This window comes from Pseudomonas sp. Y39-6 (genome assembly GCF_023651955.1).
GTDB lineage: Bacteria > Pseudomonadota > Gammaproteobacteria > Pseudomonadales > Pseudomonadaceae > Aquipseudomonas > Aquipseudomonas veronii.
Window position 1 is genome coordinate 5215370 of sequence record NZ_CP069594.1, and the last position, 18498, is coordinate 5233867.

12 protein-coding genes and 1 pseudogene are annotated in these 18498 nt (G+C 62.5%); 5 read left to right on the forward strand and 8 right to left on the reverse strand.

The window, feature by feature from the left end; genetic code table 11:
- Positions 1 to 75: 75 nt before the first annotated feature.
- The 5 genes from rlmD to JN756_RS23680 all read right to left on the reverse strand — a co-directional run bounded on the left by rlmD (position 76) and on the right by JN756_RS23680 (position 9869).
- Positions 76 to 1428 (reverse strand): 23S rRNA (uracil(1939)-C(5))-methyltransferase RlmD, encoded by a 1353-nt coding sequence (rlmD, locus tag JN756_RS23660; RefSeq protein ID WP_046382479.1) that lies wholly within the window; start codon positions 1426 to 1428, stop codon positions 76 to 78.
- On the reverse strand, positions 1428 to 2330 hold the full coding sequence (gene cysM, locus JN756_RS23665) for a cysteine synthase CysM (RefSeq protein WP_017845306.1): 903 nt from the start codon (positions 2328 to 2330) through the stop codon (positions 1428 to 1430). Before cysM ends, rlmD begins: the two co-directional genes overlap by 1 nt.
- 106 nt (positions 2331 to 2436) lie before the next feature.
- Positions 2437 to 8307, reverse strand: a complete 5871-nt coding sequence (locus JN756_RS23670) for an NEL-type E3 ubiquitin ligase domain-containing protein (protein WP_201021426.1) — start codon at positions 8305 to 8307, stop codon at positions 2437 to 2439.
- 71 nt (positions 8308 to 8378) lie between these two features.
- Positions 8379 to 8969: a tRNA-uridine aminocarboxypropyltransferase gene (locus tag JN756_RS23675; RefSeq protein WP_108524715.1), complete on the reverse strand. Its 591-nt coding sequence runs from the start codon at positions 8967 to 8969 to the stop codon at positions 8379 to 8381.
- Positions 8970 to 8975: 6 nt separating this feature from the next.
- Positions 8976 to 9869, reverse strand: a complete 894-nt coding sequence (locus tag JN756_RS23680; RefSeq protein ID WP_017845303.1) for a LysR family transcriptional regulator — start codon at positions 9867 to 9869, stop codon at positions 8976 to 8978.
- A gap of 149 nt (positions 9870 to 10018) precedes the next feature.
- On the opposite strand from JN756_RS23680, the gene speB reads away from it, so the two are divergent.
- The 4 genes from speB to JN756_RS23700 are packed head-to-tail and all read left to right on the forward strand — an operon-like array spanning position 10019 to position 14341.
- Positions 10019 to 10969: an agmatinase gene (gene speB, locus JN756_RS23685; protein ID WP_017845302.1), complete on the forward strand. Its 951-nt coding sequence runs from the start codon at positions 10019 to 10021 to the stop codon at positions 10967 to 10969.
- The gene (locus JN756_RS23690) at positions 10969 to 11391 is read left to right on the forward strand and encodes a YybH family protein (RefSeq protein WP_057003843.1); all 423 of its coding nucleotides are present in this window, start codon (positions 10969 to 10971) and stop codon (positions 11389 to 11391) included. Before speB ends, JN756_RS23690 begins: the two co-directional genes overlap by 1 nt.
- Before the next feature lie 21 nt (positions 11392 to 11412).
- Positions 11413 to 12924: a purine-cytosine permease family protein gene (locus JN756_RS23695; RefSeq protein ID WP_057003842.1), complete on the forward strand. Its 1512-nt coding sequence runs from the start codon at positions 11413 to 11415 to the stop codon at positions 12922 to 12924.
- Positions 12925 to 12958: 34 nt separating this feature from the next.
- Positions 12959 to 14341 carry a sodium:solute symporter family protein gene (locus JN756_RS23700; protein WP_017845299.1) on the forward strand — a complete coding sequence of 461 codons (1383 nt, stop codon included), beginning with the start codon at positions 12959 to 12961 and terminating at the stop codon, positions 14339 to 14341.
- Positions 14342 to 14500: 159 nt separating this feature from the next.
- On the opposite strand, the gene JN756_RS32135 is transcribed toward JN756_RS23700, so the two are convergent.
- Both JN756_RS32135 and ptrR read right to left on the reverse strand, forming a co-directional pair.
- Positions 14501 to 14623: a PA1414 family protein gene (locus JN756_RS32135; protein WP_017737772.1), complete on the reverse strand. Its 123-nt coding sequence runs from the start codon at positions 14621 to 14623 to the stop codon at positions 14501 to 14503.
- A 139-nt stretch (positions 14624 to 14762) separates the two neighbouring features.
- Entirely contained in the window at positions 14763 to 15656 is an 894-nt protein-coding gene (gene ptrR / locus JN756_RS23705; RefSeq protein WP_169881325.1) for a putrescine utilization regulator PtrR, read from the reverse strand.
- A 105-nt stretch (positions 15657 to 15761) separates the two neighbouring features.
- On the opposite strand from ptrR, the pseudogene JN756_RS23710 reads away from it, so the two are divergent.
- Positions 15762 to 16965 (forward strand): annotated as a pseudogene (locus JN756_RS23710) (YbfB/YjiJ family MFS transporter).
- On the opposite strand, the gene JN756_RS23715 reads toward JN756_RS23710, so the two are convergent.
- Positions 16877 to 18319 carry an NCS1 family nucleobase:cation symporter-1 gene (locus tag JN756_RS23715; RefSeq protein ID WP_079444480.1) on the reverse strand — a complete coding sequence of 481 codons (1443 nt, stop codon included), beginning with the start codon at positions 18317 to 18319 and terminating at the stop codon, positions 16877 to 16879. The pseudogene JN756_RS23710 and the gene JN756_RS23715 sit on opposite strands and share 89 nt — an antisense overlap.
- Positions 18320 to 18498: the final 179 nt, after the last annotated feature.

Here is an 18498-nt window from a genome sequence, read left to right on the forward strand (position 1 = left end):
TATCACTAAAGCTCACACACTCCCTGGCAGGTCACGGCCCAGGAGAATGCAGGCCAGTCGGATTAAACGGGCATCCTAGCCCGCCTCAAATAACGCCATCGCCTCGACATGCGCGGTTTGCGGAAACATGTCGAGGATCCCGGCACGTTTTAGCCGGTAACCCTGCTTGACCAACTCAACCGTGTCCCGCGCCAGCGTCGCCGGATTGCAGGACACGTACACCAGGCGCTTGGCCCCCAGGCTGGCGAGCTTGCGCACAACCTCCAGGGCACCGTCGCGAGGTGGGTCCAAGAGTACCGCAGAAAAGCCCTGTTTGGCCCATTCCGCGTCAGTCAACGACTGGGACAAATCGGCCTGAAAAAACTGCACATTATGCAAATTATTGCTGACGGCATTCAGCGCCGCACGCTCGACCATGGCCTGCACGCCTTCCACCGCGACCACTTCGCGCACCTGGCGCGCAAGTGGCAGGGCGAAGTTGCCCAGCCCGCAAAACAGGTCCAGCACGCGCTCATCGGCTTGCGGCGCCAGCCATTCGAGGGCCTGGGCCACCATCGCCGCGTTGACCCCGGCGTTGACCTGGACAAAATCGCCCGGCCGATACGCCAGCTCCAGAGCCCACGGTTCCAACCGATAACCCAGGGCCTGGTCAGGCTCGACCGGCTCCGGCTGGCCCTCGCCATGCAGCCACAACTGGGCCTCATGGAAGGCGCAGAATTCTTTGAGGATCAGCAGATCGGCGTCGGACAACGGCGCCATATGGCGCAGCAATACGGCGATGGACGACCCGCTGAACAGCTCCACATGCCCCAATGCCTGCGGTTTGCTCAAGCGCCGCAGCATGTTGGGCAAACGCTGCATGATCGGTTGCAAGGCCTGTACCAGCACCGGGCAATCGTCGATGGCGACGATATCCTGGCTGGCCACGGCGCGAAAGCCCACTTCCAGGGTCTTGGCCTTGGCGTCCCAGCGCACCGCCACGCGGGCGCGACGCCGATAGCCCAACTCCGGGCCACTCAAGGGTGCCGCCCACGCCTGCGGTTCGACCCCTGCCACACGCGACAGTTGCTCGGCGAGCATGCGCTGTTTCAGGGCAAGTTGTTCAGCATGGGGCAGGTGCTGCACGCTGCAACCGCCGCAACGGCCGAAGTGCGCGCACGGCGCCGGGCGCCGCAGTTCGCTGGGCTTGAACACACGCTCGGTGCGCGCCTCGACCACTTTGCCGTGGGCGCCCAATACCCGCGCTTCGACCTCTTCACCGGCCAGCGCACCGTTGACAAACCAGGTGCGGCCTTCAAAGAACACGATGCCACGGCCGTCATTGGCCAGGCGCTCGATGGTCAGGCGTTGCTTCTTGCCCACCGGAATCTGTGGGGTACGGCTGCCGCCCGTCGGCTGGAAGCGCAGGCCTCTCTCGTGCTTGGCCATCAGTTGGGTTCGTCGAAAATGCCGGTCGACAAGTAACGGTCGCCACGGTCACAGATGATCGCGACGATCACCGCGTTTTCCACTTCCTTGGACAATCGCAACATGCCGGCCACGGCGCCGCCGGAGGACACACCGCAGAAGATGCCTTCTTCACGGGCCAGGCGGCGCGTGGTGTCTTCGGCTTCACGCTGGGCCATGTCGATGATGCGATCCACGCGCGTGGCGTTGTAGATCTTCGGCAAATACTCTTCGGGCCAGCGGCGAATCCCGGGGATCGACGCGCCTTCCATCGGTTGCAGGCCGACGATCTGGATCGCCGGGTTCTGCTCCTTGAGGTAGCGCGAGTTGCCCATGATGGTGCCGGTGGTGCCCATGGAACTGACGAAATGGGTAATCGTGCCCTGGGTCTGGCGCCAGATTTCCGGGCCGGTGGTGGTGTAGTGCGCCTCGGGATTGTCGCCGTTGGCGAACTGGTCCAGCACCTGGCCACGGCCTTCGGCGGCCATGCGCTCGGCGAGGTCGCGGGCGCCTTCCATGCCTTCTTCCTGGCTGACCAGGACCAATTCGGCACCGTAGGCGGTCATCGCGGCCTTGCGCTCGGCGCTGCCATTGTCGGGCATGATCAGCACCATCTTGTAACCCTTGATCGCCGCGGCCATGGCCAGGGCGATCCCGGTGTTACCGGAGGTGGCTTCGATCAGGGTGTCGCCCGGCTTGATCTGCCCGCGCAGCTCGGCGCGCGTGATCATCGACAGCGCCGGACGATCCTTGACGGAACCGGCCGGGTTGTTCCCTTCGAGCTTGAGCAACAGGGTATTGCTGGTTTCACCCGCCATGCGTTGCAAGCGGACCAGGGGCGTGTTGCCGACGCAATCGGCGATTGTAGGGTACTGCAAGGTCATGGCGTATTCGCAATCCAGACTGCGGGGCGAACATCATACCGGGAAAGCCTGGCGCGCCATATCACGCAAAGTGCGGTGCTTATGGCTTAAAGGCATAAGCACGCAATCAGCCGGTCACGAAGCGGGTCCACTCCTCGCGCGTCAATTGCTCAATCAATTGCTCCTCGTCGTGCGCCCTCAAGGCTTGCACCTTACGCACCAGCAGCAGGTACGCGCCTTCGCTCATCTCCGCACTTTCGACTTGCGCCTGCGCACGCTCCATTTCTCGATCGTATTGCCCAAGGCGCGCGTCGAACCGCGATCGGTATTTACGCGCCAGAAACTGCCGCCAATATTCTGCTTGCACCAATAAAGCCGGCCAGTCGAACTGAGCCTCGGCGGCCACGATCATTCCGTGCATCCTGGTGATTGAGTTCGCATTGGGGCCGCCCAGTGTCCTGGCCAAACGCTCTTCGAATCCAAGGGGTAAATCCAGGCTGTGCGCCAACGCAATGCGGCTGGCAAGGATCATGCTGCTCACCACATCCCACGTTTGATGGCGGTCGAAACGCAACACCATCTCATCAATGGCCTGCAACCGTTTCAGGGCTCGAAAGTAATTCAAGAGTGGCGCGGCATCACCGTCCGTGTCGCGGGCGAGCAGTTCGATCGGCAGGAACTCAAGCTCCAGCGCATTGAGTGATAACAGCCAGCCATCCACCCCGCGATTGAGCTCGAAGCGGTGCTGAAACAGGATCACGGCCAGCTGCTCGTTATGGGTTGCACTCTCGATCAACTGCCACACGCGGCGCGTCAGGTCTTCTCGCAGCGCCCGAAAGCCGGTGGCGATGAGCGACGGATAGGCCGCGATACATGCCAGCAGCTCAAAAAAGCGATCAGACATCGGGCGTTGCTGCAGTTGCGCCCAAAGTGCCTGGTAGTGGGGAACCTCAGCGAAAGGCAGCACCGCCAACCATGTGTCGGGGCGTGTGGATGCCGCTGCGGGCTGGGCGCCCAGGCCAAAATCGATATCCGCCTGCCCCGGCCACTCACGGTAGCGGCGCATCATTTGCAGGGAGCCCTGTGAAAGCGGGTTGCCTTGCAAATTCATCGCTCGATGAACATTCGGGTAAATGAACAAATCGAGGCTGGTCAAGATCGATATTCGATTGTCACGCAAATCAAAGACCTCCAGTGATCGCAAGATGGCGGCGCCAAGGGGCAGGCTTTCAATTTGCGTATTGCGCAGGTTAAGCACGCGCAACTTCTTCAACCCATGCAGCTTCAAGCGCTGCCCCAGTCTCAGTGGGTTTACCGATAAATCCAGTGTCACCAGGCTGGTCATTTCAGCGAGCAGTATTACGTCCCCCAGTTGAAGCTTGAGCCGATTATTCGAGAGGTTGAGCAGCGATAAATAGCCCAGCTGTGCCAACCCGACGGGAAGGCGCTGCAGATGATTACCGTTGAAAAACACCCAGCGAAGCTGCGGAAAACACCTGAAAAAACTGGTTGGAATGGTTTCCAGCCGATTGTTTTTCAGGCTCAACAGTTTTACATGACCGAAATAGGCGCCCAGCGGCGGCAAATCATTTAATGCCAAGTCATCCAGGATGAGTTCATACGGTACCCCGCGAACGGAGTCTTCTTTAGCCCAGCAGCGCTGAATGCGCGCCGCCGCCTCACGTTGTGCGGGCAAGTCCTCGGGCTTACCCTGTCGGCACCATCGTTCAAGGTTGGCATTCAAGACGGCGCGCTCTCTGAACATGAAGTTGATCGCGCTTTCCCGCTCTCGGACGGAATCACTCAGGCCCTGGAGCAGCGCGAAGGCCTGCTCATCGGTTTTCGCCGGAAACAGCTGCCGCAGCTTGGCGACGTGTTCACGGTCCACCGGCCCCCAATGATCACCGCCGCTCAACGGGTAACCCATGCGCCCATCCGCCAGGCGCCGTGGCGGGACGTACCAGGGGCGTCGCTGTGGGTCGAACAGGCTGAGGGCGCGTTGCGAACGCTGTTCGATCTCCCGGCGCAGCGCATCGTGGGTGTAGTGCAGTGCTTCACGTTCAATCGACGGTAACGCGTCCAACAGCACCGCCAGGAACGCCCCGGGACGCCCGGTCGGTTGCCGTTCACCGTTCGCTTGAAGAATGTAGGCCTGATAATCCACGTCGACCGCTTCCAGTATCCGTCTGAGCGCGCCGTCGACCGGGCCGATGCTATCGATCAGGCGACCGCGCTCCCACACCTCGACCCGCAGGTGGTTCGGCCATCCGTCGATGTCCGGCAATGTATGCAGGATCAGTCTCGAGGTGTCTTCACTCGCTGCAGCCGGCAGATACAATCCCTCCAGCGCCCTGATCTTGCGCGCGACGCTCACCCGCCAACGCGCGGCCGACATCAGGCTCAAGGGGATGCGGCCGGCCTGCAGGCTGAGGCGCTCCTGCGCGGTGACGTCGCGCACCAGCTCTTCGGCGAGTGCCGCCGTCAAACTGGGAAAATCGCGCTGCAGCACCTGCGCCAATGGATCGCCCGATGGCTGCTGTTTTTGGCCCAGCGCCTTGAAAAACAGGCGCTCCATGTGAGGCCGGTTGCGCGCGACCTCGGCCTCGAGCACCGCGACCTGCTCGGCGCGGGTGGTCGCCGCCGGCCCCACCAACGTTTCGGCGCTGTCGACACCGACCTCGCCGAGCAGCCTGTCGAAAAAATCCCGCCCCGTATCCACGCCGGTGTTGATCCGTTGATGCCGCATGAAGCGCTCGACGGTCTCCACCACGATTGCCGGCGCGCGCTCATTGCGCAGATGTATCCGGCGCAGGACGTCCGCTGTCACCCCGCTTATCTGCTGAATCTGCTCGATGGCATCCGCCGGCACTGCGCGGGTAAACGGCCCCAGGCGCTGGAACGCCTTGGCGCCGTCCCACGTCAGCGGGTTTTCCCATTCGTGCCGCCAGGCGCCGGCACCGTTGTGGCTCAACAGCGGGGCATACGCATCGTTCAGGGACGGGTGCAATAGGCGCCATGGCTGCTCCGCCACCTTGAAATAAGCATCGTCCAGCCACAGGTAGCGCTCCGCCCCCAGGTGGTAAAGGCCAAGGGCATCGGGCTCTGCGGCGATACGGGCGGTATCGACGTGACTGACGTAGTGCGCGATCTCGCGCCGGTCGGGATAAAACGCGCCATCCGGCGCACGATGGCGCAACAGGGCGCGAGCGACCTGACGCCGAAAGTCGGCAACGCTGTGCTCCGCGCTCAAGCCGAGTAGACGCCGGTCATCGTCGGACAGCTGGCGCATGATCGCCAGATAGAAACCGTTGGCGCCACTCAGCATGGCGCCGGTGCGCGACTCACGGTGGTAATACGGCGAAAATCGCCCTTGGCCCTGATCAATGACCACCACGCTGCGGTCCTGCGCCCCCTGCGAAACATAGGGCAGCGCTTGCGTGGCCGGGCTGACGAGCAACGCCTGGGCGCTGCCGTCGCGCAGCACGCTGTGGGCGAAATGCGCGGCCCAATCCTGGGTTTGCCGGTCAAATCGGCGCGGATGAAAAAGCCCATCGACGATGGCTTCGCGGCGCGTCACCAGGCGTGCGGCGCGCAATGCGTCGTAAAGCGCCTCGGGTTGCAGTTGCGACTGCAGCAGCTGGGTTTGCTGATGCTCCGATAACGGGTGTTCGCGCAACACCTCGAGCAACCGCGCCATGCTCAGTTCGGGGTGCAAGGCCCGTAGTTGGGTAATCACCGCCGGTACGGGCTGGTCGGGGCTGACGCGCTCGGGCAACAATTTGAGTACCGACGCACTGGCGCCCACCGCGTCAGCACGGCAGGTGTCGGCAAACCGCGTGAGCGCGTCAAACAGGTCGTTCCTCAAGGCCTTGGCTTTCGTCGCCAATTGCTGGCGAAGCAACAGCGCGTCACCCGAAACAAGCGCCGGCACCAACGCCACAATGGCCTGTGCCACATGGGCGGTGAAGCGGCGCGGCGTGGCATAGGCGAACTCATGATTTTCCAGCGCGGTCAGCGTAACCACTGCCGTTGTCGCACGCGTTGCCTCCTTGTTGTAGCGACGCACCTCCAGGCCCTGATGGTCTTCAATGCTCAACGACATTCCCGCCGGCCAACCCTCCAACTGAGTGAGCAGCGGCGCCATGACGTCCAGCGCGTCGACGGGTGCGGGGCGGCTGGGGTCAGCGTCTGCGGCCAGCCAATCGATCAGCCGGTCGGCGCGCAACCGATGCACGGCGTCGACCAAAGACGCCGACGCTGGCGCGCCCTCCCATACCTGGTTCAAGGTCTCTGCCGAGGTCGCGCTCGTTTCGAGTAAAATCTCGATTTGCCGTGGCAATACGTCCTGGCTGCCGAGCATTCTTTCGAGCACCTGCGGGCTCGACAGATGCCGGTGTTCAGGCACGGCGCTGTAGCGCTGGGACAAGCGTTGATACAAGTGCTGATGGCGACGCAGCACGCTGCGCCCCAAACGCGTATGCAATCGACCACTGATCAGTAAATCGGCAAGGTCGGCAAACCCCTGGAGCAATTCGGCAGGCTCGCCGAGCAGCGCCTGCCGCCCCCCTTCGACCAACGCTTGCTCCATCGCTATGAACATCGCAAACGCCCTCACCCGTCCCAACCCTTTTAACGCCCCCGGCACCGGGATCAGCAGCACATCGAGGATTTCCCCGATCAGGGTCTGGAACAGCTCGATCATGGTGGGCATGAAACCGGGCGTCTGGTGCGCCAATTCCTGCAGATTGGCGCGACTGCGCTCGCGATAGAAATCGTTCAGGCTCAGCGCCGGGGACTTTTGCACGACGTTGCGCACATAGCCGACTTTATCGACGATGTTGACGCTCGGAATGACACGGGCCAGCCAGTCGACCAGTTTTTCCAACCCCTCAAGGTCGCGACGCGGCTGCGCGGTTTTACCGATTTGCTTGAGTCGCGCACAGTCACGCAGCCACATGATCTGATACAGCCAATCGACCCGCCCCGCGCGGTAGGCCGCATGAAACTCCGCATGAAACACCTCGCAGGCTTGCCGATGGCTGGCATGATGACGCAGCGACCCGCCGGGGCGATTCGGGATAAAACTGAAAGCCCCCTTGCAACCGCTGACGGAAAAAACGATGTGGGGAATGCTCAAGCTGTCGCCGGGAGGCTGGCCGGCGTAATGCCCGACCAAGCCGATCGATTGTGGTAACCAACTGATGTTGTCCGTCCCATGGGGCACGAAAAGCAGCATTTCCTCTACGCGCTCCCAGCGCGCTTCTCCCGCCAGCGCACGTTTCACCTGCTGGTATTTGTCCCGGTCGACGCGGCTGGCTTCGGTGTTTCTCAAGGCCTCGATGAGGGCGAACTCAAACTCGGCATTCGCCAACCGCATGATGCTGCTGCCCAGCGAGGCGTTGGCCTGCAGCGCCTGGTCGAGACGGCGACGCAGTTGCCCGCCGAGATCGAGCCGGCGCACCAGCGCAATGAATTCGCCGGCGGTCGCGTTGATGTTCCTGTCGAGGTAACTGGCATCGGCCAGGCCGGTGCGGCCGGGGTAGCTCCAGCCGGTCAGGCCGTCATAGTTCATACAGGCGGCGTCCCATAAGGTCACGCTAGAGATCTTGATCTCATCGCCTTTCAATTCGCGCCGGACGCGACCGGAGTGCTTGAGGTAGCGGGTATTGATCTTCGCCACCTTGGGGTCGATGTACTGGCCGGTCAGGGTTATCAACGCGCTGCGCAACGACTCCAGGGCATGTAGCTCGAACGCTTCGGTGAGTTGGCGGATGCCCTGCTCCATGGTGTGCTGGGCATCGATCCAGGCCCTTTGCAGGCGCACGTACTCACGTTTTTCGGCAAGATCGAGCCCGCCGAGAAGGCCGTCGAACTCAGCTCTCAAGCCATCCAGGGCTTGCAGGACTGACCACTCCAGGCCGGCCATCAAGGGTGCGCGCTGCTGCGCGATAAAAGCGCTCAGCGTGTCCTGCGGTGTGGGGGTAATCGGCTCGCTCATGGCTCTGCTCCTGAAAAGCTCAGCCTATCGCCTCGCCGTCAGCGTCTCAGGTAGCTATGTAGCGCCATGGATCAGCCGTGGTTCTTGTCGAAAACCGCCGGTCCCATCGCCGCAATCTGGCCCTCGATCAACGCATCGAAGGGTTTGAGTAACGGCTCGAAAGAAGTGGGCGCCTCCAGCACCTGCAACGCCTGCACAATCGCCTCCACCGTCGACAAGGCACCGGGGCCCGGCGCCTTGCGCAGCCGGTAGCGCGAGACGGCGCCCGCGGCCAGCGTCACCCTGGGCAGCGCCGCCAGCAGCGGGTTGAGGTGCAACAGCTTGCGCGCCTTGCGCCAGGTGCCGTCGGGGACCACCAGCAACAACGGCTCGTCACTCGGCCCATAAGCCTGCAGCGGCTGGGCATCGTCTGCCGGAAACAACAGGCGCGCCTGATAGCCGGGCGGGTTCAGCAAGCTCGGCAGATCGTCGAATACCTCGCCCACCACCAACTGTGCATTGTTCAAGCCCAACGCCGCCAACCGCGCGGTATTGAGCGCATGGTTGACCTCGCTCGGGTGCTGCAGCAGCAACACGCGGGTGCGACTGTCGAGGCTGGGGATCAGCGCGCACAGGCAATGGGTGGCGGGCCGCAGGCAACGGGAACACTGGGGTCTGGACATGGTTTTTCAGGCCTGGTTGAGCTGGGTTTTGAGCAAGTCGCGAAACGTCTGGATCAGCGGCTCGCGGCTACGGCCACGGCGCATGATCATCGAGAACGGCGCCTGGTAGCCGAAGGTCGCCGGCAGCAGCACGCGCAGGTCGCCCTTGTCGGCCCAGGCCTGGGCGTAGTGTTCGGGCAGGTAGCCGATGTAGGCGCCGGACAGCACCAGGATCAGTTGCGCCTCCATACTTTCCACGGTGGCGGCGCTGTGCTTGAAGCCGTGGCGCGCCAGTTCCGCCTGGCTCCAGTAGCCGCGCCCGACCATGCGCTGCTGGGTGATCACCTGTTCGGGGATGCGCCGCTCATTGAACAGCGGGTGCCGGGTGCTGCAATACAACCAGTGTTGTTCACGGTACAGCGGCATGTAGATCAGCCCGCTCATGCGGTTGGAGAACGCGCCGATGGCCAGGTCCAGGCGGTTGTCCTGCACGCCCAGTTGCAGTTCGTAAGGGCTCAGCACCGACAAATGCAGGTGCACCGCCGGGTGTTCCAGGCTGTAGGCGCCGATCACCTCGGCGAACGGCAGGGCCTTGTCGCTGACGGTGGAGTCGAGCACGCCGAGCTTGAGCGTGCCGCGCAGCTCGCCTTTGAGCGCGGCGGCGTATTGCTCGAAACCTTCCAGTTCGCCCAGTAGCCGCAGGGTCTCCTGATGGAACAACTCGCCCTTGCTGGTCAGGCTGAACCCGCCCCGGCCACGGTGGCACAGCACCAGGCCCAACGCCGATTCGAGCTGGCTCATATAGGTGCTGATCGCCGAGGTCGACAGGTTGAGTTCGTGCTGTGCATTGGCGAACCCCTGGTGGCGCACGACGCTGACGAAGATGCGCAGGAGTTTCAGGTCAGGCAAGGCGTTGGCCATGGTCGGCTCCGGGGAGGTGATCGCAGTAGTCTACCTGCCGGCATTAGTTTAGAAAAATCTGAACTAAGTATTTGCCTCTGCCGATTCTTCCCACCCCGGGCTTTTCGCAGAATCGGCCGCTAATAAACACAACACGATGAGGCAATCCCGTGGACAAGATTTTCCACCAACCACTGGGCGGCAACGAAATGCCGCGCTTCGCCGGCATCGCCACCATGATGCGTCTTCCCCATTTGCAATCGGCCAAGGGCCTGGATGCGGCCTTTATCGGCGTGCCGCTGGACATCGGCACCTCGCTGCGCGCCGGCACCCGCTTCGGCCCCCGGGAAATCCGCGCCGAATCGGTGATGATCCGCCCGTACAACATGGCCACCGGTGCCGCGCCGTTCGATTCGCTGTCGGTGGCCGATATCGGCGACGTGGCGATCAACACCTTCAACCTGCTCGACGCCGTGCGGATCATTGAAGAAGCCTACGACGAGATCCTCGAACACAACGTCATCCCCATGACCCTGGGCGGCGACCACACCATCACCCTGCCGATCCTGCGGGCGATCCACAAAAAACACGGCAAGGTCGGGCTGGTCCACATCGATGCCCATGCCGACGTCAACGACCACATGTTCGGCGAGAAGATCGCCCACGGCACCACCTTCCGCCGCGCAGTGGAAGAAGGCCTGCTCGATTGCGACCGCGTGGTACAGATCGGCCTGCGCGCCCAGGGCTACACCGCCGAAGACTTCAACTGGAGCCGCAAGCAAGGCTTTCGCGTGGTGCAGGCCGAAGAATGCTGGCACCACTCCCTCGCGCCGTTGATGGCCGAAGTGCGCGAAAAAGTCGGTGGCGGCCCGGTGTACCTGAGCTTTGACATCGACGGCATCGACCCGGCCTGGGCGCCCGGCACCGGCACCCCGGAAATCGGCGGGCTGACCACTATCCAGGCGATCGAAATCATCCGTGGCTGCCAGGGCCTCGACCTGATTGGTTGCGATCTGGTAGAAGTTTCGCCGCCTTACGACACCACCGGCAACACCTCGTTGCTGGGCGCCAACCTGCTGTACGAAATGCTCTGCGTACTGCCCGGCGTGGCGCACCGCTGATGAGCACCCATGAGGTGTTGAAAGCGGCGGCCGACCTAGTGTCGGCCTTCGCACGCAACGACCGCGAGGCTTACTTCGGCGCATTCAGCGCCGATGCCAGCTTCGTGTTCTACACCCTGCCCCAGCCGCTGCTCAGTCGCGATGCCTACCAGGCATTGTGGGACAGCTGGCGTCGGGACGAGGGGTTCGAGGTGCTGTCCTGCGTCTCGAGCAACGCCGTTGTCAGCCTGCAGGGTGATGTGGCGATTTTTATGCATGACGTGGCCACCGAGCTGCGCATGAACGGGGAGCAATTCAATAGCCAGGAACGCGAGACCATTGTCTTCAGACGGCAAGGGTTGGACGTACAACAAAAACAAGGCCTGTGGCTGGCCTGTCACGAACATTTGTCCGCTATGCCGGAAGGGCTGCCGCCCCCTTAGCCAATGTGATCGGAGCTGATCATGAATAATAAAAACAACGAAAACAGTATTCGCAAGATAGAAACCAACGGGGTCGAACAGATCCCGGACCATGAACGTACCGCCGGGCCCAAGGACCTGTTTCGCCTGATCTTCGGCGGTGCCAATACCTTTGCCACAGCGGTGCTGGGTGCCTTTCCGGTGCTGTTCGGCCTGTCGTTCCAGGCCGGTGTCTGGGCGATTGTGCTGGGCGTGCTGGTGGGTGCGCTGATCCTGGCGCCCATGGGCCTGTTCGGGCCGATCAATGGCACCAACAATGCTGTGTCGTCCGGGGCGCACTTCGGTGTCCACGGGCGGATCGTCGGCTCGTTTCTGTCATTGCTGACGGCGATTGCCTTCTTCTCACTGTCGGTGTGGAGTTCGGGCGATGCGCTGGTCGGCGGTGCGAAGCGGCTGATCGGCCTGCCGGAAACCGACCTGACCCTGGGCCTGGCCTACGGCGTGTTTGCCATCCTGGTGCTGACGGTTTGTATCTACGGCTTTCGCTTCATGCTGTGGGTCAACCGCATCGCGGTGTGGGCGGCGAGCCTGCTGTTTCTGCTGGGGATCTTCGCGTTCGCGCCGACCTTCGACAGCCACTTCGCCGGCAGCGTGGCCCTCGGCCAGAGCGGTTTCTGGGCCGCGTTTATCGGTGCGGCGCTGGTGGCCATGAGCAACCCGATCTCCTTCGGCGCGTTCCTCGGTGACTGGTCGCGCTACATCCCGCGTGAAACGCCGAAAATTCGCATCATGCTGGCGGTGGTCGCGGCACAGATCGCCACCTTGATCCCGTTCCTGTTCGGCTTGGCCACCGCGACCATCGTCGCGGTCAGGGCACCGGACTACATCGCGGCCAACAACTACGTCGGCGGTCTGCTGGCGGTGGCGCCGAGCTGGTTCTTCCTGCCGGTGTGCCTGATCGCGGTGATCGGCGGCATGTCCACCGGCACCACGTCGCTGTATGGCACGGGGTTGGACATGTCCAGCGTGTTCCCGCGCCTGCTGTCGCGGGTCAAGGCCACGCTGCTGATCGGGGTGATGTCTATCGCCTTCATCTTTATCGGACGTTTCGCCGCCAACCTGGTGCAGAGCGTGTCGACCTTCGCGGTGCTGATCATCACCTGCACCACCCCGTGGATGGTGATGATGATCATCGGCCTGATCGTGCGTCGCGGCTTCTACTGCCCGGACGACCTGCAGGTATTTACCCGCGGCGAACGCGGCGGGCGCTACTGGTTCAGCCATGGCTGGAACTGGCGCGGCCTGGGGGCCTGGATTCCGAGCGCGTTGGTGGGGCTGTGCTTCGTCAACCTGCCGGGGCAGTTTGTCGGGCCATTGGGCAACCTCGCCGAGGGCATCGATATCAGCCTGCCGGTGACATTGGGGCTGGCCTCAGTGGTGTACCTGAGCTTGCTGCGCCTGTTCCCGGAACCGGCTGCCGTGTACGGCCCTACCGATCCACGCAGCGAACGCACGGACGTGCACGCTGAACCGGCGCTGCAAAAAGCCGCCTGATTTCCATAAAAAAGATAATCGGAGACCCGCCGTCATGGCTTTGGATTTATTCGTCGTACTCATCTACGCCGCCGGCATGCTCGTGCTCGGCTATTACGGCATGCGCCGCGCCAAGACCCACGAAGACTACCTGGTCGCCGGGCGCAATCTCGGCCCGTCGCTGTACATGGGCACCATGGCCGCCACGGTATTGGGCGGCGCGTCCACCGTCGGCACCGTGCGCCTGGGGTATGTCCACGGCATCTCCGGCTTCTGGCTGTGCGCCGCGCTGGGCATGGGGATCATCGCGCTGAACCTGTTCCTGGCCAAGCCGTTGCTGAAGCTGAAAATCTTCACCGTCACCCAGGTCCTGGAAAAACGCTACAACCCCATGGCCCGCCAGGCGAGCGCGGTGATCATGCTGGCCTACGCGCTGATGATCGGCGTGACCTCGATCCTGGCCATCGGCACCGTGCTGCAGGTGCTGTTCGGCCTGCCCTTCTGGATTTCGGTGCTGCTCGGCGGTGGCGTGGTGGTGATGTACTCGACCATCGGCGGCATGTGGTCGCTGACCTTGACCGACATCGTGCAGTTCGTGATCAAGACCGTCGGCCTGATGTTTATCCTGCTGCCGATCTGCCTGTACCGCGTCGGAGGCTGGGACGAACTGGTGGCCAAGCTGCCAGCGTCGAACTTCAGCTTCACCGCGATCGGCTGGGACACGATCATCACCTATTTCATGATCTACTTTTTCGGCATCCTGATCGGCCAGGACATCTGGCAACGGGTGTTCACCGCCCGTGACGAAAAGGTCGCCCAGTACGCAGGCACTTTCGCCGGTTTCTACTGCATTCTCTACGGCCTGGCCTGTGCGTTGATCGGCATGGCGGCCCATGTGCTGATTCCCGATCTGGATAACGTCAACAACGCGTTCGCCGCGATCGTCAAAGTGTCGCTGCCCGATGGCATTCGTGGGTTGGTGATTGCGGCGGCGTTGGCGGCGATGATGTCGACGGCCAGCGCCGGCTTGCTGGCGGCGTCCACCGTGTTGACCGAGGACCTGCTGCCACGTTTGCGCGGCGGCAAGCAGTCGAGCCTGAACATCAACCGCCTGTTCACCCTGCTGACCGGTATCGCGGTGCTGGGCATCGCGCTGGTGGTGAACGATGTAATCAGTGCCCTGACCCTGGCTTACAACCTGCTGGTGGGCGGCATGCTGATCCCGCTGATCGGGGCGATTTTCTGGAAGCGCGCGACGACTTCGGGGGCGATTACGTCCATGACCCTGGGCTTCGTGACGGCGTTGGTGTTCATGTTCAAGGACGGCTTGGACGCGAACACGCCGATCTACTACAGCCTGGCGGTGGCCTTGGTGAGTTTTGTCGGGGTGAGCCTGTTGTCGCGCCGACCTGAAACGGAACCGGCGCGGGCCGCCTGAACAAGCACGCGGGAAATCAGGTTTTCTTCAGCGGGTGCGACGTCGGATGTCGCACTCGTTTTTTTTTGCGTGGCGTACCAAGCATCGCGAGGGCGGGTTTGCTTGCTCCCACACAAGCCCGTTCCTACACAGATTCTGCGGTGTTCCGACGACTGCGGTTCAACGCCGACGTGGACGACGCTGCTCATCATCCGTGCGAATGGGCACCGGCTGCAGCGGGGGCTCGATCAGGCCCAGCGCAACGCCAAGGTCGTGGAGCCAGGTTTGGATTTTCTCTTTCATGATTGCCCCCTTTGAGGGTAGTGCGGGTCGGCGGAAATTCTTTCGCCTCTTCCTACAAATAGTAGCCCTAACTCCTACACATTGCATGAACGAAACCACAACGAACTATTACCAAATTCATGCAAATACGACAGATCGGTCAGGCGATCGCCCGGCTATCTTGCGGGAACCCTGCCTGGCCTTCGCGCTGCAGTTCGATCCATGCGTTGAGATTAGCGCCGAGCATACCCTTTCGCCACATCAGCCAGGTGGTCGCAGTGGCAAAAGGCTCAGATAGGGGATGAACGGACACGCTGTCCTTGCCTGGCAGGCTGTCGAGCATGGATTCGGACATCAAGGCCACGCCGGAACCGGCGATCACGCAGGCGAGCATGCCTTGATAAGACTCGATCTCAATGGCACGGCCCATCGCCACGTGCTCGTGGGAAAACCACGTCTCCAAACGTCGGCGATAGGAACAACTGCGTCGGAAGGTGAACACTGCGCGGCCGGCAACATCCTGAGGGCCGAGTACTGGCGGGTGGTCGGCTTCGCAAATCAGCATCAGCTTTTCGTCGCACAAGGGCACACCGTCCAGGGACGCGATAGTCAGCGGGCCGTCGACCAGCGCCGCGTCGAGACGCCCGGTGATCAAGCCTTCGAGCAGCTCGCCGCTGGGCGCCGATTGCACCTGCAGATTCACCATCGGATACGCCTTGTGATAGCGCGCCAACAGTTTCGGTAAGTGAATCGCGGCGGTGCTGTACATGCTGCCCAGCACAAAGTCACCGGCCGGTTGCCCGCCTTGCACGGCACCGTGGGCTTCGTCGTGCAGCGCCAGCAGACGGGTGCTGTAGTCCAGCAACACTTTGCCCGCAGGGGAAAGCTGCAGGCGTTGACGTTCACGAACGAACAACTCGACGCCCAGTTGCTCCTCCATCTGCTTGAGCCGGGTCGACAGGTTCGATGGCACGCGGTGCAAGCGCTCGGCAGCGCGGGTGATGGAGCCCTCTTCCGCCACGGCCTGGAAAATGCGCAATTGACTGAACTCCATACCTTTCTCCAAAACTGAACAAGTTGCTCACTATTATTCATTTTTACAGAAAGTCAATCCGCCTTAGCCTGCATGTCATTCGCTTTCCCGCAGGAAACCTTGCACATGTCGCCGTTGACTCGCCTCCTCGCCAGCTTTATCGCCCTGATGATGGCCATGGGCATTGGCCGCTTCGCCCTCACCCCGCAAATGCCACATCTGCTCAGCGAGGGGCAGATTGATCTGACCGGTGCCGGGCTGATCGCCGCCGCCAACTACCTGGGCTACTTCGTCGGCGCGGTGGATTCGATTTTCGCGCGCAGCCATCACCCTGTACGCGGTCGCTTGTACGGCGGGTTGTGGTTGTGCGTGCTGCTGACCCTGGCGTCGTACTGGGCCCATGGGTTCTGGCCGCACCTGCTGTTGCGCTTCGGCACCGGCGTGGCCAGCGCCTGGGCGCTGGTGATGATCACCAGCCTCAGCCAACCGCTGGCGATTGCCGCCGGGCGCCCTGGTGTTTGCCGGGCCGGGCCTGGGGATTCTGTTGACCGGCCTGCTCGCGCTGGGTTCGAACCTGCTGGGACAAAGCTCCGCAACACTGTGGCTGGTCTACGGCGGGGTGGCGCTGCTGATGCTGCTGGCGATCCTGCCTTTCCTGCCTCAACCGAGCGTCACTGACACGCCCGTCAGCGACGCGAGCAGCAATGCGAGCATCGCGCACCTGGGTTGGGTTTATTTCCTCTACGGCCTCGGCTACATCATCCCGGCGACCTTTCTGTCCCAGATGGCCAGCGCGCAGTTCAAGGGCGCCTGGCAGGCAGACCTGTTCTGGCCATGCTTTGGCCTGGCGGCTGCGCTCGGGGTGGTCGTGGCGAGCCTGCGCCGCAAGGCCGCGAACACAACCCGCCGCTGGCTGATGACAACCTTATGGTTGCAAGCGGCGGGCGTATTTACCTGCTTGCTCGGCAACGGCTGGGGCCTGGCGCTGGGCGTATTGCTCTGCGGCGCACCGTTTCTGGCGTGTATGCAGTTGGTGATGGCACGCTTGCGCGAGGTGGCGCCCCACGGCTACCAGCGCAGCACTGGGGTGCTGACCGCGAGCTTTGCCATCGGACAACTGAGCGGCCCATTGCTCGCGTCGGTGAGCAGCCACCTGAGCGGCGGCCTGCAACCGGCGCTGGTGATCGCCGGTTGCGGGTTGTTATTGGCCGGCGCGCTGTTGCTGCGCCCGGCCGCGGCAGTCAGCCAGCCATCAGCGGCGTTGGCACGCGAGCCTGTTCGCGCCGAGCGAGCACCAGGAAAAACAGCCCACCCAGGAAGCAACCGGTGAACCAGGCGAAGTTGGCCATGCCCTGCAAGGCCGGGGTGAACGTGATCGCGACACCCACCAGCGTCGCCGGCAACAGAGCCTTGACCGCCGTCCAGTTCACGCCGCCGTCGAAGTAATAACGCCCGCTCGGGCTGTCATCGAACAGCGCATCCACGTCGATCTGCTGTTTTTTGATCAGGTAGAAGTCCACCAGCAAAATCCCGAACAACGGCCCGATAAACGCGGCGAGGATGTCCAGGGTGTAGTGGATCATCAGCGGGTTGTTGAACAGGTTCCACGGGGTGATAAAGACTGAAGCCACCGCTGCAATCATGCCGCCGGCGCGCCAGCTGATTTTGCTCGGCGCAACGTTGGCGAAGTCGAACGCCGGGGACACGAAGTTGGCGACGATATTGATGCCGATCGTGGCCGTGACAAAGGCAAAGGCGCCCAGCAACACGGCCATGCTGTTGTCGATACGCGACACGGTGGCGATCGGGTCGTGGAGCATTTCACCGAATACCGGCAAGGTGCCCGAGACGATCACCACGGTCACCAGGGAGAACGCCAGGAAATTCACCGGCAGCCCCCAGAAATTACCGCGACGCACATCCTGCATGCTGCGACAGTAGCGGCTGAAATCGCCGAAGTTCAGCGTCGGCCCGGAAAAGTACGACACCACCAACGCCGTCGCCACAATCACCTGGCCAAAAGCCTGCCAGCCCGACAAGGACTTTTCCGCCAGGGTAAAGCTGATATTCGCCCAGCCCGCCTTCCACACGATCCAGCCGGCCAAGGCGAACATCACCGCATAGACCACTGGCCCGGCCCAGTCGATAAAGCGCCGGATAGACTCCATGCCCGCCCAGAATACGGCCGCCTGCAACACCCACAAGCTGAGGAAACCAAACCAGCCCAGGTAGGACAGGCCCGCGAAGTGCGGCTCTGCATACACGGCCATCTGTGGGAAAAAGCGCAGCACCACGATGATCAGCGCACTCGACGCCAGATACGTCTGAATCCCGTACCACGCCACCGCGATCAAGCCGCGTATCACCGCCGGAATATTCGCACCGAACACACCAAACGCCAGTCGGCAGATCACCGGGTACGGTACAGCCGCTTGCTGGCTCGGCCTGGCCACCAGGTTAGCGATCAATTGCACGATGCAAATACCCGCGAGCAACGCAATCAGCACCTGCCAACTGGCCAGCCCGAGGGCGAACAGGCTGGCGGCGAAGACATAGCCGCCGACGCTGTGTACGTCGCTCATCCAGAAGGCAAAGATGTTGTACCAGGTCCACTTCTGCGGCAGTGGGCCCAGGTCCTGGTTGTACAGGCGCGGGCTGTAGCCTTTGGGCAATTGTTCGGTCATCGCTTGGCTCCTCGAAATACCCGCCTGCGCTGCCGTAACGGGATGCATACGGAAGGCGGCGCGGTTTGTATACGAAAGAGTCAGCAGAATGCGTGCCAATGGCACACAATCCCCACGGGGCGGGGTACCAAAGGATGTATCGAGAGTTAGATCGGTGTATACCGCTCAGCAACGGTGCA